Annotated in this window: 10 protein-coding genes; 8 read left to right on the top strand and 2 right to left on the bottom strand. The window is 47.5% G+C overall.

Annotation, left to right across the window (positions count from 1 at the left end):
* Nucleotides 1-51: 51 nt before the first annotated feature.
* Complete coding sequence (locus tag NSB28_RS05175) at nucleotides 52-798, bottom strand: DUF6062 family protein (protein WP_109625500.1); 747 nt, start codon at nucleotides 796-798, stop codon at nucleotides 52-54.
* Between the two features lie 336 nt (nucleotides 799-1,134).
* Here NSB28_RS05175 and NSB28_RS05180 point away from each other — a divergent pair, with 336 nt between their 5' ends.
* The 3 genes from NSB28_RS05180 (at nucleotide 1,135) to cls (ending at nucleotide 5,612) form a co-directional block, all read left to right on the top strand.
* Nucleotides 1,135-1,959 (top strand): pseudouridine synthase, encoded by an 825-nt coding sequence (locus tag NSB28_RS05180; protein WP_109625501.1) that lies wholly within the window; start codon nucleotides 1,135-1,137, stop codon nucleotides 1,957-1,959.
* Nucleotides 1,949-3,904, top strand: a complete 1,956-nt coding sequence (gene ligA / locus NSB28_RS05185; protein ID WP_109625502.1) for an NAD-dependent DNA ligase LigA — start codon at nucleotides 1,949-1,951, stop codon at nucleotides 3,902-3,904. Before NSB28_RS05180 ends, ligA begins: the two co-directional genes overlap by 11 nt.
* Before the next feature lie 121 nt (nucleotides 3,905-4,025).
* A complete protein-coding gene (cls, locus tag NSB28_RS05190; protein ID WP_109625503.1) occupies nucleotides 4,026-5,612 on the top strand; it encodes a cardiolipin synthase in 1,587 nt (528 codons plus the stop codon).
* A gap of 57 nt (nucleotides 5,613-5,669) precedes the next feature.
* On the opposite strand, the gene metA is transcribed toward cls, so the two are convergent.
* A complete protein-coding gene (gene metA / locus NSB28_RS05195; protein ID WP_109625504.1) occupies nucleotides 5,670-6,617 on the bottom strand; it encodes a homoserine O-acetyltransferase MetA in 948 nt (315 codons plus the stop codon).
* A 357-nt stretch (nucleotides 6,618-6,974) separates the two neighbouring features.
* On the opposite strand from metA, the gene NSB28_RS05200 reads away from it, so the two are divergent.
* The 5 genes from NSB28_RS05200 to NSB28_RS05220 all read left to right on the top strand — a co-directional run bounded on the left by NSB28_RS05200 (nucleotide 6,975) and on the right by NSB28_RS05220 (nucleotide 14,261).
* On the top strand, nucleotides 6,975-9,176 hold the full coding sequence (locus tag NSB28_RS05200; RefSeq protein WP_109625505.1) for a beta-galactosidase: 2,202 nt from the start codon (nucleotides 6,975-6,977) through the stop codon (nucleotides 9,174-9,176).
* Nucleotides 9,177-9,241: 65 nt separating this feature from the next.
* Entirely contained in the window at nucleotides 9,242-9,913 is a 672-nt protein-coding gene (locus NSB28_RS05205) for an aspartate/glutamate racemase family protein (protein ID WP_109625506.1), read from the top strand.
* Between the two features lie 3 nt (nucleotides 9,914-9,916).
* The gene (locus NSB28_RS05210) at nucleotides 9,917-11,887 is read left to right on the top strand and encodes a glycoside hydrolase family 127 protein (protein WP_109625507.1); all 1,971 of its coding nucleotides are present in this window, start codon (nucleotides 9,917-9,919) and stop codon (nucleotides 11,885-11,887) included.
* Nucleotides 11,888-13,378, top strand: a complete 1,491-nt coding sequence (locus tag NSB28_RS05215; RefSeq protein ID WP_109625508.1) for a four-carbon acid sugar kinase family protein — start codon at nucleotides 11,888-11,890, stop codon at nucleotides 13,376-13,378.
* Between the two features lie 40 nt (nucleotides 13,379-13,418).
* A complete protein-coding gene (locus NSB28_RS05220) occupies nucleotides 13,419-14,261 on the top strand; it encodes a beta-keto acid cleavage family enzyme (RefSeq protein WP_257497682.1) in 843 nt (280 codons plus the stop codon).
* The last annotated feature ends 3 nt before the right edge of the window (nucleotides 14,262-14,264 follow it).

Consider the following 14,264-nt stretch of genomic DNA (forward strand, 5'->3'; position numbering starts at 1 on the left):
GTTTATAAGATATCAGGGGGCCGTTGCATTTGCAATGGCCCCCTGATATCCTTATCTGTCAGCTGTGAAAGGAGCATCGGCGGGATAACCGCCTGCCGCTTTCTGCATACAGCGCTGGATGCTGTCTTTTGAATTCCCCCAGTCCTTGTCCTTGTTCCTGTAGTCATATTTTTCAGTAAACCAGGTGACCTCCTCTTCGAGACGTTTCATGTTTTCTTCCATCAGACTAAAAAGGATGGGATAAAATTCAGCCTTCTGCTTATCATTCAGCTTATTTTGTCCGCCTGCAGCCAGTTCTTTGAAATGGTGGAGGCAGAACCCCTTACTCTTCTTAAAAAGTTCCAGAAATTCAGGGTTTTTCTTATAGAGTTCAAAGAAAGTGTCCAGATACCTGTCATAATTCTTCTCTATGTAATTACATACATAGCAGCTGTGTTCCTTTTTCTCTATCCAGTCAGAAAGCGGGTTCTCAGACGCCTTGCTCTTTTTAAAGAGAGAAGTCTTTCCCGGAGAAAATGCTTTTATCTGCTCCTTTAAGTCTTTGTTCAACTTCTTGAAATGAGTGCTCAGGATCAGCGCGCTGCCCAGCCTGTTTCCGTAGTCATACATCATTTTATAGTGATGACGGCAGAAGCCTGTCTCATCTGTCTCCATCCGGATATCATCTTCCATATAGGCAGATCCCAGGATAAATGAAATAGCATGCTGTTCCAGTTCCCTCTCAATAAAGCAGAAAGGGCATTCGTCATCCGCCTTGAAAGCATCCATCAAGGGGATTGTATAAAGTGATTCTTTCATATTGAACCTCCAGATATTATTTACGCGTAAGTGTATGTCTAATACTATACAGATGTGCCGGCTGATTTGCAAGCAAAAGGTTGTAATAGTGTTACAGTTCAGCCGTCTGCTGTTCAGCAGCCGTCTGACCTATAACAACGCTTCGCGATGCACACAAAATGCTGTTTACAGCATTTTGGCGCTGCTGCTCTCGGGATTTTCGTGCATTTTGCACGAAAACACCTCGCGGAACAGTGGAAGGCTGAACTGTTACGTAATAGCAATAATACACTGGCTTGAATATTGGACAAAAAATGTGTATACTGGTAGAATGTCCATGAAAGGAATGAAGAAGAGATGAGAGGCCCAGAAGAAAGGGAATTTACGGACAGGGATATAAACGGGCCTGTCCGGCTGAATAAATATATAAGTGAGTGCGGAATCTGTTCGAGAAGAGAGGCAGACAGGCTGATCGGAGCAGGTGAGGTGACAGTGGACGGCAGCATTGCCGTGAGCGGAATGAAAGTGCTGCCGTGCCAGGAGGTAAAGGTAAAAGGAAAGCTGGCCGTCCGTGAGGAAGAGATGGTTATCCTGGCATTCCACAAACCGGCAGGGGTCGTGTGTACTACAGATAAGAGATGGGGGGATGTGACTGCAGAGGAAGCAGTCGGCTACCACAAGCGTCTGTTTTATGTGGGAAGGCTGGATAAAGACTCGGAAGGCCTGCTCCTGATGACAAATGACGGTGAAATACTGAATAAAATTATGAGAGCTGGAAACTATCATGAGAAAGAGTATGAAGTTACAGTTGATAAACCCATAGATGGGAAGTTCCTGGAGGGGATGGAAAAAGGTGTCCCTATCCTGGATACGGTGACAAGGCCGTGCAGGGTCAGGAAGCTTGGAAAAAACAGATTCTCCATTATCCTGACACAGGGACTGAACCGGCAGATACGCAGGATGTGTGAATACTTTGGATACAGAGTTACGAGGCTGGTGCGCACTAGAGTGATGAACATCCGCCTGGAAGGATTAAAGAGCGGTGAATACAGGGAGGTGACAGGCTCAGAGCTGAGCTGTCTGAAATCTATGCTGAAAGATTCCCGCAGCGGCCCGCCGTCAGGCAGGCCTGGCCAGAAAAGAAAAATAATGCAAAAGACCGGAGGCAGAAATGGAAAATAAGCTTCAGAGAATGAAGGAGTTAGCAGGCCTGTTAAGCGAGGCTGCAAAGGCATATTATCAGGAAGACAGAGAGATCATGAGCAATTATGAATACGATAAGCTCTATGACGAACTGCAGATGCTGGAGGAGGAGACAGGGACAGTACTGACAGGAAGCCCTACAATGAAGGTTGGCTATGAGTCAGTTGATGAACTCCCCAAGGAACGCCATGAGAGGCCTATGCTGTCTCTTGACAAGACGAAGGATGTGGCTGTTTTAAAAGAATTTGTTGACGGACAGAAGACACTGATATCCTGGAAACTGGACGGCCTTACCGTAGTACTGACATACAGGGGCGGAGAGCTTGCCAAGGCAGTTACAAGGGGAAACGGTGAGGTTGGAGAGGTCATCACAAATAATGCCCGGGTGTTCAGAAATATACCTCTTTCAATACCTTTTAAGGGTGAACTTGTCCTGAGAGGGGAGGCGGTCATTTCCTATTCTGATTTTAAGGAGATAAATGAAGAGATAGAGGATGTGGATGCTAAATACAAGAACCCCAGAAATCTCTGCAGCGGTTCTGTGAGGCAGCTGAATAATGAGATCACGGCAAAGAGAAAGGTACAGTTCTTTGCATTTTCTCTTGTGAGGGCAGAGGGCCAGGAATTTGAAAATTCCAGGGAATGCCAGTTTGAGTGGCTTCGGAGGATGGGCTTTGATGTAGTGGAGTACAAAGTGGCTTCAGCGGAGAATCTGGAGGAAACTGTGGAGTGGTTTTCTGAGAGGATAGCAGAAAATGACATCCCCTCCGACGGCCTTGTGGCAGTTTATGATGATATAGCTTACGGACAGTCACTGGGAAGCACTGCCAAGTTTCCAAGGGATTCCTTTGCCTTTAAGTGGGCGGATGAGATCAGGGATACCCATCTGCTGGAGATCGAATGGAGTCCGTCCAGGACAGGGCTGATCAATCCGGTGGCTATATTTGAACCGGTAGAGCTGGAAGGGACGACGGTGAGCCGTGCCAGCGTCCATAATCTGAGCATTATGAAGGGGCTTGAACTGGGGCTGGGGGATACGGTGCAGGTCTACAAGGCTAATATGATCATTCCCCAGATAGCAGAAAACCTGACCCGCAGCAATAATATAGAGATTCCTGATAAATGTCCCGTATGCGGGCATGAGACCCAGATCAAGAACCTTAACGGCGTGGAGACACTGTACTGTCCGAATGATTCCTGTCTGGCTAAGCAGCTCAAGCTGCTGACTTTATTCGTGAGCCGCAATGCAATGAATATTGATGGCCTTTCAGAGGCCACGCTGGAAAAATTTATTGCCAGGGGCTACATCCGGGAATTTGCTGATATCTTCAAGATAGGCAGATACCGGGAAGAGATCATGGAGATGGAGGGATTTGGGGAGAAATCCTACAGCAACCTGGCTGAGAGCATTGAGCGTGCCAGGATGACAACTTTGCCCAGGCTGATCTACGGTCTGGGGATCTCCAATATCGGCGTGGCGAATGCAAAGATGATATGCAGGGCATTTGACTATGACCTGGAGAAGATCAGGAATTCAAGCCCCGAAGAGCTTTCTGAGATAGACGGGATCGGGGAAGTGATCGGCAGGGCATTTTCTGATTATTTTAAAGATGAGGAGAACAGCCTGCATCTGGATCACCTCCTGGCTGAACTGGAGATTGAGAAGCCTGAGTCAGAAGAGGGGGAGCAGGTGCTGCAGGGACTGAATTTCGTAATTACAGGCAGCGTGGAGCATTTTGCAAACAGGGATGAGGCGAAAGCTCTTATTGAAGAAAAAGGGGGAAAAGTCACAGGCAGCGTAACGTCAAAAACGAATTATCTGATCAATAATGATGCGGCGTCTAATTCATCAAAGAACAGGAAAGCAAAGGAACTGGGGATTCCTATCATTTCTGAAGAAGAATTTCTGCAGATGATAAGATAACCGAGCTATTCATCAGGTCTGTGCATTTACAAGACAGCATATATCGGAAACCGCCCAGGTCAGGTGAGCGGGTCTGGCTTTGGCCCGCTGTCCGCGGGAATATAGGATAAGAGGAATCAGGATGAGTGAAAAGATAAAGATAAATAAGCAGGCTACCATAGAAAAAGGGAAAAAAGGCTTTTTTGGCCTTGTATACGGGAGAACGGCTGTAGTAGTCCTTCTGCTGGTATTGCAGGTGATCATACTCATGGCAGGCTTTTTCTGGCTGGGTGAGTACATGTACTATATATACGGAGGAGTTACAGCCCTGGCTGTGCTTCTTGTATTGTTCATTATAAATAAACGGGAAAATCCTGCATTTAAGCTGGTATGGATCATTCTCATACTGCTGGTGCCGGTATTCGGAGCCATGCTCTATCTCTTCGTAGAGCTTCAGATAGGGACGAAGTGGATGAATGCCAGGATACAGAAGCTCCACCAGCAGATGAGAAGATATACGGTCCAGGACCAGGTGGTAGCGCAGAATCTGGAGAGAGAGAATCAGCAGGTGGCACATCTGGCGAACTATATTAACCGATTTGGGGGGTATCCGGCTTACCAGAATACTTCGGCTAAGTTCTTTCCGATTGGGGAGGATAAATTCAAGGAGATGGTGATACAGCTGGAAAAGGCTGAGAAATTTATTTTCCTGGAGTACTTCATTATCCACGAGGGTTATATGTTAAATACAGTGGTGGATATATTGAAAAAGAAGGTTAAGCAGGGAGTGGAAGTGAGATTTATGTACGATGGGATGTGCAGTCTCGCCCTCATGCCCTACAGATATCCGGAGGAGCTGGAAAAGTACGGGATACAGTGCAGGATGTTTTCACCTGTGAAGCCGGCGCTGTCCACCCACCAGAACAACAGGGACCACAGAAAAGTTCTTGTAATAGACGGGCGTGTGGCATTTACAGGAGGCGTTAACCTGGCAGATGAGTATATTAACCAGAAAGTCAGGTTCGGCCACTGGAAGGATACAGCTATCATGATCGAGGGAGACGCAGTGCGCAGCTTCACGCTCATGTTCCTGGAAATGTGGAATCTGGATAAATATAAAGTGATAGAGGATTATGATAAATATCTGAGTGTGAATTTTCAGAAGACCCCTGATGCGGGGGACGGCTTTGTGATCCCTTACGGTGATAATCCTCTGGACAGAGAGCCTGTGGGTGAGCTTGTCTATATGGATATCCTGAATACGGCCAACAGGTATGTACATATCATGACGCCGTACCTGGTGCTGGACAATGAGATGATGACGGCCCTGACATACGCCGCCAAGCGGGGTGTGGAGATCATTATCATTATGCCTCACATTCCGGATAAATGGTATGCGTTTGTCCTGGCCAAGACTTACTATAATGAACTTCTGGATGCAGGTGTCCATATCTACGAATATACACCGGGCTTTGTACATGCCAAGGGCTTTATATCTGATGATGTGAAGGCTGTGGTTGGAACTATTAATCTGGATTTCAGGAGCCTGTACCTGCATTTTGAGGATGCGGTATATATGTATAAAAATTCCGCTGTGGCTGATGTGGAAAGAGATTTCCAGGAGACACTCAAAAAGTGCCAGAAGATAACACAGGAGGATTATAAGAAGCAGAAGCTGTTCAATAAGCTGGCGGGAAGGGTGCTGAGACTTTTGGCGCCGCTGATGTAGAAAGAAAAATGACGGAAAAGCCATGAAAACAGGCATTTCCGTCATTTTTGTAATTATTCAGCCTTCAGATGATTTCTTAGTATTAAAGTCAGGCGTCCCGTGGAGATCATAGGGGGTAGTCTGATATACGTAATAATTCAGCCAGTTGGTGTAGAGATTGTTGGCGTGGGAACGCCATAAGAGCAGGGGCTTATTTTCAGGATCATTATCCGCATAATAATTTTTAGGCAGCTGGATATCCAGCCCTTTTCCCTTATCTCTCTTATATTCTCCGTCCAGTGTGACCCTGTCGTATTCCGGATGGCCCATCACGAATATCCTGCGGCCTTCATTTGCCATGCCCAGGAAGAAGCCTGCTTCCTCCGATTCTGCAAGGATAGTGATATTGCTGCATGCGCGGATATCTTCGATAGGTACTTCAGTATGTCTGGAATGGGGGGCCAGAAACATATCATCAAACCCTCTGACAAGGGGGATTTTCCTGTTGAGGACCTTATGCCAGAACAGGCCGAACATCTTGTGGTCCAGAGGTTTCTTCTGAAGGCCGTAGTGGTAATAAAGGCCTGCCTGGGCCGCCCAGCACAGATAAATAGTAGAAGTGACATTCCGGTCACTCCATTCCATCACCTTTGTCAGCTCATTCCAGTAATCCACATCTTCAAATTCCATATTTTCAACAGGAGCCCCGGTGATGATCATACCATCGAATTTAAGGTCTTTCACCTGGTCGAATTCAATGTAAAATTTATTCAGATGGCTGGTGGAGGTATTTTTAGACTCATGAGTGCTCATAGTCATAAAAGTAACATCCACTTGGAGAGGAGTGTTGGAGAGGGAACGAAGCAGCTGCAGTTCTGTCTCCTCCTTGAGCGGCATCAGGTTCAGTATCAGTATCTGGATAGGACGTATATCCTGGTGAACAGCCCTGTTTTCATCCATTACAAATATATTCTCACGTTCCAGTATTTCTTTTGCTGGCAAATCACTTTGTACTCTAATCGGCATTATTTTCACCCCTTAATAAATATAGAGATAGTATAACACATGATTGGGTTTTCATGGAAGTATAAAATAATAGTACAAGTGTGCGCGGACGGGCGACAGCTGAATAGATACAAATAATGTAACTGTTCAGTACCTTCACAGTTACATGCAAAAATCCATTTGTAATCGCCTCCGGCGATGGGATTTTTTCACCCTTGAATCATTTTCTTACGGTCTGTGCAGTAAATGCACAGACCTGCTGAATAGTTACCAAATAATTTACATATTTCTCTGTGTATTCTTCATGGTATTATCAGGAATATTTTTATAATATTATGACAGGCAGCAGAAAAAGGCAGATGTAAGGAGAATAAAAGAATGCAGGAGAGAGCAGAGAGTATAATTAATATTACAGATAAAGGCAGAGCCTCTGTATTACATTCCATGAGTGGAAAAGACAGCAGGGGAAATTTATATGAAGCTGATAATGTCAGCTTTATAAAAAACGGGAAGCGTTTTATTCCTGTAATGGGAGAATATCATTTTTCAAGGTATGAGCCTGAAGGCTGGAAAGAGGAATTGCTCAAGATGAAGGCCGGAGGGGTGAACATTGTTTCAACCTATGTTTTTTGGATCCATCATGAGGAAAAGGAGGGGGTCTGGGACTTTGAGGGATGCAGAAACCTGAGAGCTTTCCTGTTTGCCTGCAAAGAGACAGGGATGTCCGTATGGCTGCGCATCGGTCCGTGGGTCCATGGTGAATGCAGGAACGGAGGTTTTCCCGACTGGCTTGTCAGGGACACATCTCCTGTCAGGATAGATGACCCCATTTATCTGGAGAGGGTAAGGCGGTTTTGGGAAAAGACGGCGGAGCAGGCAGAAGGAATGATGTGCAAAGATGGAGGGCCCATCTTGGGTATCCAGCTGGAAAATGAATATGGCCATTGCGGAGGCCAGATCAGCTGCAGTGCGGGTATGGCCCATATGCGTACCCTGAAGAAAATGGCGAGGGAGACAGGTTTTGTGGTGCCTTATTATACGGCTACAGGGTGGGGGGAAGCTTATGTGCCGGATGATGAGATGCTCCCTGTATTAGGCTGTTATGCAGATGCGCCGTGGGCCGGGCATGTGGAGGAGATGCCTGCAAATGCTAATTTTCTTTTTACTTCCTATAAAAAAGATGAGAACATCGGTTCAGACTGGAAGAAGAATGAGGAGAGCAAATCTACCTTTGATCTGAAAAAATGTCCTTATCTGACAGCAGAGCTGGGAGCCGGACTGCAGGTAACCAGCCACAGGAGGACATATCCCTGGCCGGAAGATATTGAGGCCCAGGCTTTGTGCGTGCTGGGGAGCGGTGCAAATATGCTGGGATACTACATGTATCACGGAGGAATTAATCCGGACGGAAAATACAGTACCCTGCAGGAATCCAGAGCTACAGGATACAGCAATGACCTGCCCGTAAAGAGTTATGACTGCCAGACCTGTATCCGGGAATCAGGGGAGATAAATAAAAGCTACGGAAGACTGAAAAAAATGCATCTTCTGCTGGACTCTTTTGGAGAAATTCTGGCCGGGGCTGACGCTTATTTTCCGGAAGAGCAGCCGGAGGCGGCGGAGGACTGCCATACACTGCGGGTCTGTGCGAGAGTAAACCATAAGGCGGGAGCCGGTTTCCTTTTTATTAATAACCATCAGAGAAAAAGGCATATGGATGATCATGAGGACTGCAATATCCGGCTGATCCTGGATGGAAAGGAAATAATACTGCATCATATTACAGTAAAGGACCACGACTGCGGGATTATACCATTCCTCCTTCCGAAAAATGACAGTGAGGACAGTCCGGCAGAAAGAGAGGCAGTATCCCTTCTGCCTTATGAAACGAATGCATTCCTTTTATGCAGAATAAAAGACAGGCTGTTTTTCTATACTGACCTGGAGAAGACCTGGTTTTTACCGGAAACCGGGAGGGCAGGCCATGTAGTTCTCACCAGCGGACAGGCAGAACGGGCATTCATGTTTGGGGATAAGTTATATATAACAGAGAGGGCAGACAGCTGTATAGTCTCTGAGAACGGGCATTTATACCTGATAACTAAAGCAGAGCAGGAGATGATCACGGTTTACGGAGAATGCGGGGAGCCTGAACAGATACAGGTAAAGAACAATAAAATAGAGATCCCTGTTAAAATAGAGAGGCTGGAACAGGACAAAGAGGCAGGCAGCAGTTTGGAATATGTGGATTACCTGGTAAAAATTGATAAAGATCAGAACATATCCCCCTGGCAGCTGTATCTGGAAGCTGACTATCTGGGGGACAGGGCAGAGGTTTACATAGATGGCAGATTGGTGGATGACTGGTTTACTACAGGAGAAAAATGGCATATATCCTTGAAACGTTTTGGCTATCCTGAAGTGATGACCCTCCGCATATATCCCAGTAATAAAACACTCCCAAATCCGTATGGAAACAAGGTATATTATGACCTTCCGGTGAGAGAAGGGTGTGAGATAATGGAAGTCAAAGTACTGCCGGAATATAAATCAGAAATTATTTTACATATTTTCCGATAAATTCTGCATGGTATAAGCCTCAGGTTTTTTATAATATAGTGAAAGAAAGGAAGGCAGGAAAGAATATGAAGATAGCATTAGTATATACAAGTACGACACCGGAACTGACAGAACTTGTTGAGAGGGAAGTTAAGAAAAATATCGGGGAGGAGGCCGGGATCATAAGCCTTCAGGACCCTTCTATACTGGCTGAGGTCAGGGAGGCAGGATATGTGACAAAGACAGCCGCAGCCAGACTGATCGGTATGTTTATGGATGCTGTGGCACAGGGGGCTGACGCTGTTCTTAATATATGTTCATCAGTAGGCGAAGCGGCTGACTGTGTGCAGGAGGCTGCAGCTTATATTGGTGTTCCCATAGTGCGCATTGATGAAGAGATGTGCAGGGAGGCAGCAAGAAGGGGGACAAGGATAGCAGTGCTGGCGACTCTTCCCACTACACTGGAGCCCACAAAGAATACCATCAAAAGGGTGGCCAGATCCATGGACAGGCATGTAGAGATCGTGGAAGGGCTGATAGACGGGGCTTTTGGGCTTGATCAGGAGCAGTTTAGGACACTTCTTATTGCCAAGGCAGAGGAAGTAAAGGCATATGCGGATGTGATCGTGCTGGCACAAGGGTCCATGGCTTATGTGGAAAAAGATATTCAGGAGGCCTGCGGCATATTGACGCTTTCCAGCCCCCGTTTCGGGGCGGTGGAACTTAAAAAGGCTCTTGAAGAGAAGGGAGTGATGTAAACCGTGTTGACAGATACAAAAAAATCCCCGTATGCCAGACTGTATTCCCTTCCCTGTGAAGATATATCCTGGACAGGCGGGATCTATAAAGAACGGTTTGACACATGTGCAGAGGTGACGGTACCCCACCTGCAGAAGATGTTTGAAAGCGCTGACATCAGCCATGTGGTAGAGAATTTCAGGATAGCTGCAGGGGAGTCCGAAGGAGAATTTGACGGGACCGTATTCGGTGACGGCGATTTTTATAAATGGATGGAAGCTGCCATGTACACAGCTGTCAAGAAGGGCAGCCGGGAAATGACAGAACAGCTGGAAAAATATGTGGAACTGATCGGAAGGGCCCAGCTGGAAGACGGCTATATATCCACCAAGCAGATCATTGGAGAGAAAAACGGGACAGGCGCGGGACGTCTGGGGGATATCAATGACTTTGAGGTTTATAATTTCGGACATCTCTTTACAGCTGCCTGTCTGTATAAGAGGCTGACAGGACGGGACAGCTTCCTGAAGATTGCCGGAAAAGCTGCGGGATACCTGGAAAATCTGTATGAGGAGGCTGAGAGGACAAAAGAGGTCCAGACAGCGGTGTGCCCTTCACATTACATGGGGCTCATAGAAATGTACAGGACCACGGGTGAGCAGCGTTATCTGGAGCTGGCCCGGACAGCCATAAGACTCAGGGACAGCGTGGAGAATGGGCTGGATGATAACCAGGACAGGATTCCTGTAAAAGAGCACGAAAAGATCGTGGGGCATGCAGTGAGGGCGAATTACCTCTATGCGGGGCTGGCAGACCTCTGCATGGAGGAGGATGATGGAGAATACAGGGAAGTCCTTCACAAAGTCTGGAAAAGCCTTGTGACTCAGAAAATGTACATAACAGGCGGCTGCGGCGCTCTCTACAACGGGGCATCACCCTATGGGAATTTCTTCGTGCATCAGATCGTACACCAGGCCTATGGATATGAATACCAGCTGCCAAATGTGACAGCCTATAATGAAACATGTGCGTCTCTGGGAGGAGTGTTCTGGGCCTGGAGGATGTTCTGCATGGAAGGAAAGGCAGAGTACGTGGATGTGATGGAGCGCATGATGCTGAATGTAAATCTGGCGGGCATCAGCCTGGACGGGCGCAGATTCTTCTATGAAAATATGCTGCGCAGGGCAAAGGAGCTGCCTTATGAGCTTTTCTGGGGACAGGAGAGAGCATCTTATATCTTAAGCTACTGTTGTCCTCCCAACCTGGCCAGAACCATAGCTGAGTCATCAGAATATGCATATGCCCTGGATGAAGAGGGCGTATGGATGGGGCTTTACGGGGAAAATACCGCCCATATACAGCTAAAGAGCGGGACACGCTTTACACTCAGCCAGAAGACAGACTATCCATGGGAGGGCAGGATTGCCTTTGAGATAGAGGATGTACAGGATTTTCATCCATTTACACTTCATCTGCGGATTCCAGGATGGGTAAGAAGAGGAAAACTGGCCCTGGGAGAAATAAAAAAGGAGATATCCAGGAAGGAGGCCGGGACATACATAGATGTCAGGATTGAAAAGCCGGACCCTGCATGTGTCCTTCTGGAGCTGGATATGCCTGCAAGGCTCACCTGCGGCCATGCCCTGATCGAAGAAGACAATGGCCATGTGGCAGTTGAGAGAGGGCCGCTGGTATACTGCCTGGAATCATGTGATGTGCATGAGGCCGGTTCATTGGCGGAGCTGGTGATACCATCTGACGCAGAATTTGAGACAGAAGATATTCTGATCGAAGGGCGCAGCATACGTTCGCTGAATTCTGTATTCCTGAAACTGAAGCAGAGGGAATATGACGAGGATGCCCTGTATCAGGATTTCCTGTTTGACGGGTATGACAAAGTCAGGGTTAAGCTGATACCGTATTTTGCGTGGGATAACAGAGGAAGAGGCGAGATGATGGTCTGGATGCCTGTTTCCTGCAGGCAGGAGGCATAGATGGAAAAATACAGACAGATAGATGCCAAAGCGCTGGAAGACAGAGGAAGGCCTGACGGGGCGGCCGCCAGAAGGATATTCCAGGCTGAATACACGGGTTTTAGCAAAAAGATCATTGTGCTGGACGACGACCCCACGGGAACGCAGACGGTCCATGATGTTTCTGTATACACTGACTGGAGTTATGAGAGCATACTGGAGGGCTTCTGCGAAGATAGAAATATGTTTTTCCTGCTGACTAATTCCAGAAGCTTTTCAGAAGAAAAAACAAAGCAGGTGCACCGGGAGATAGGAGAACGTATAGTCAGGGCATCCAGGGAGACAAAGAAGGATTTTCTTGTGATCTCAAGGGGGGACTCGACCCTCAGAGGTCATTATCCTCTGGAGATGGAAGTGCTGGGAGAGGCACTGAAAGAATATGACGGGCGGATGCCGGATGGGGAGATACTTTGTCCGTTTTTTAAAGAAGGCGGGCGGTATACCATAGACAGTGTCCATTACGTACAGGAGAAGGGAAAGCTTATCCCTGCAGCACAGACAGAATTTGCCGGGGATGCCACTTTTGGGTACAGTCATTCTGAACTGGGAGAGTATGTGGAAGAAAAGAGCCGGGGCAGGAAGAAATCACAGGACTGTATACGTATTACCCTGGATATGCTCCGGGGACCAGATCTTGAAGTGCCGTCAGAGAAGCTGCTGGAAGCCGGAGGATTCTCCACTGTGCTGGTGGACGCCGTCTGTTATGAAGATGTGGAAATATTCTGCGCAGCTCTTTTGAAGGCATTGAAAGCCGGTAAGCGGTTCCTGATAAGAAGCGCGGCAGCCGTGCCGAAGGTTCTGGGGAATATAGCTGATAAACCTCTTCTGGGGCGGGAAGAGCTAATCAAACCGGGAAGCGTCACAGCAGGTGGTACCATCACAGATGCAGCCAGTGTACCGGGAGGGATCGTACTGGCAGGTTCCCATGTGAAGAAGACTACTGTCCAGCTGGAGAGGCTGCGCGAAGCTGACTGCCCATTGTCATTTCTGGAATTCAATGTGAATACTTGTTTTCAGGAGGAAGGGCTATCAGCCGAGGCAGACCGCATTACAGACAGAGCAAGTGAGGAAATGAAGAAGGGCAACACGGCAGTCGTATATACAAGCAGGGAACTGTTTGCCCCGGCGGGTTATTCTAAGGAAGAACTGCTGAAGGCCTCTGTGAGGATATCAGATGCTGTGACAAGTGTGATCCAAAAGCTCACTGTCAGGCCCAGGTTCATAATCGCAAAAGGCGGGATCACGTCAAGTGATGTGGCTGTAAAGGCGCTGGCAATAAAAAAAGCTGTTGTCATGGGGCAGATACAGCCGGGAATACCTGTCTGGATGACTGGAAGCGAAAGCAAATTTCCGGGAATGCCCTATGTGATCTTTCCGGGAAACGTAGGCGGCGAAGACACACTGAAAAAAGTGGTGGAGACTCTCTCACGGGACAGTGAAGAGCAACAATAAACCGTCAAAGTACGACAGGCAACGGAAAGAGAGGATGAAAATGAAAAGCAATGATGAGAAAATGAGCCGGGAGTGCAGAAAGGTAATAATTTCACTGGCTCCTGTAGCAGCAGGAACACCCACAGATGTGGAAAAATTGGGAGAAGATGTGAGAAAGTCGTGGCAGGCAGGAGCAGCTATGTGCCATCTGCACTGCAGGAAACCGGATGGCAGCCTGACACCTGATACGGGCTTTCTGACAGAACAGTTTGAATATATAGCTGAGAATACAGATATGATCATCCAGGCATCTACAGGAGGCGTTTCTGATATGAACATTGAAGAGAGATGCCGTCCTCTGGATTACTGGAGGGTTGAAAGCGCTTCTCTGAACGGAGGGACAACAAACCTGGGAGAGGCAGTGTACATCAATTCATTTGAAGACATCCGCTATTGTGCCAGGGCCGTGTATGAACGCGGCATCATACCGGAAATAGAGGTATTTGATATTGGAATGATATACAATATTGAATACACAAAAGGACAGGCGCCTTACCGGGAGCCGGTACTGTATAATCTGGTATTTGGCCATAAGGGTGGAATGCAGCCGGATATAGACTGCCTGTGCGCATTTCGTGGGGCAGTCCCACCGGGAGCGAAGTGGGGTGTGACACATTTTGGCAGAGACAACTGGGACTTTCTGGCAGCGGCTATCGCCATGGGGGCGAGTGTTGTAAGAATAGGATTTGAAGACAGCGCCTTTCTGGGGCCGGAAGAGACGGCAAAGCAGAATTACCAGCTGGTAGAGAGGCTTGTACGGCTCATCCGGGCCATGGGCCTGGAAGCGGCCACACCCCGGGAAGCCAGAGAAATCATGGGTATACTGCCAAGAACTGAAAAGTAAAGT

This window comes from Murimonas intestini (assembly GCF_024622195.1).
Classification (GTDB): domain Bacteria; phylum Bacillota; class Clostridia; order Lachnospirales; family Lachnospiraceae; genus Murimonas; species Murimonas intestini.

Excerpts from the sequence above, each read along its gene's own strand:
- NSB28_RS05175 (WP_109625500.1), bottom strand. The coding sequence starts at position 798 with ATGAAAGAATCACTTTATACAATCCCCTTGATGGATGCTTTCAAGGCG.
- NSB28_RS05180 (WP_109625501.1), top strand. The coding sequence starts at position 1,135 with ATGAGAGGCCCAGAAGAAAGGGAATTTACGGACAGGGATATAAACGGG.
- ligA (WP_109625502.1), top strand. The coding sequence starts at position 1,949 with ATGGAAAATAAGCTTCAGAGAATGAAGGAGTTAGCAGGCCTGTTAAGC.
- cls (WP_109625503.1), top strand. The coding sequence starts at position 4,026 with ATGAGTGAAAAGATAAAGATAAATAAGCAGGCTACCATAGAAAAAGGG.
- metA (WP_109625504.1), bottom strand. The coding sequence starts at position 6,617 with ATGCCGATTAGAGTACAAAGTGATTTGCCAGCAAAAGAAATACTGGAA.
- NSB28_RS05200 (WP_109625505.1), top strand. The coding sequence starts at position 6,975 with ATGCAGGAGAGAGCAGAGAGTATAATTAATATTACAGATAAAGGCAGA.
- NSB28_RS05205 (WP_109625506.1), top strand. The coding sequence starts at position 9,242 with ATGAAGATAGCATTAGTATATACAAGTACGACACCGGAACTGACAGAA.
- NSB28_RS05215 (WP_109625508.1), top strand. The coding sequence starts at position 11,888 with ATGGAAAAATACAGACAGATAGATGCCAAAGCGCTGGAAGACAGAGGA.
- NSB28_RS05220 (WP_257497682.1), top strand. The coding sequence starts at position 13,419 with ATGAAAAGCAATGATGAGAAAATGAGCCGGGAGTGCAGAAAGGTAATA.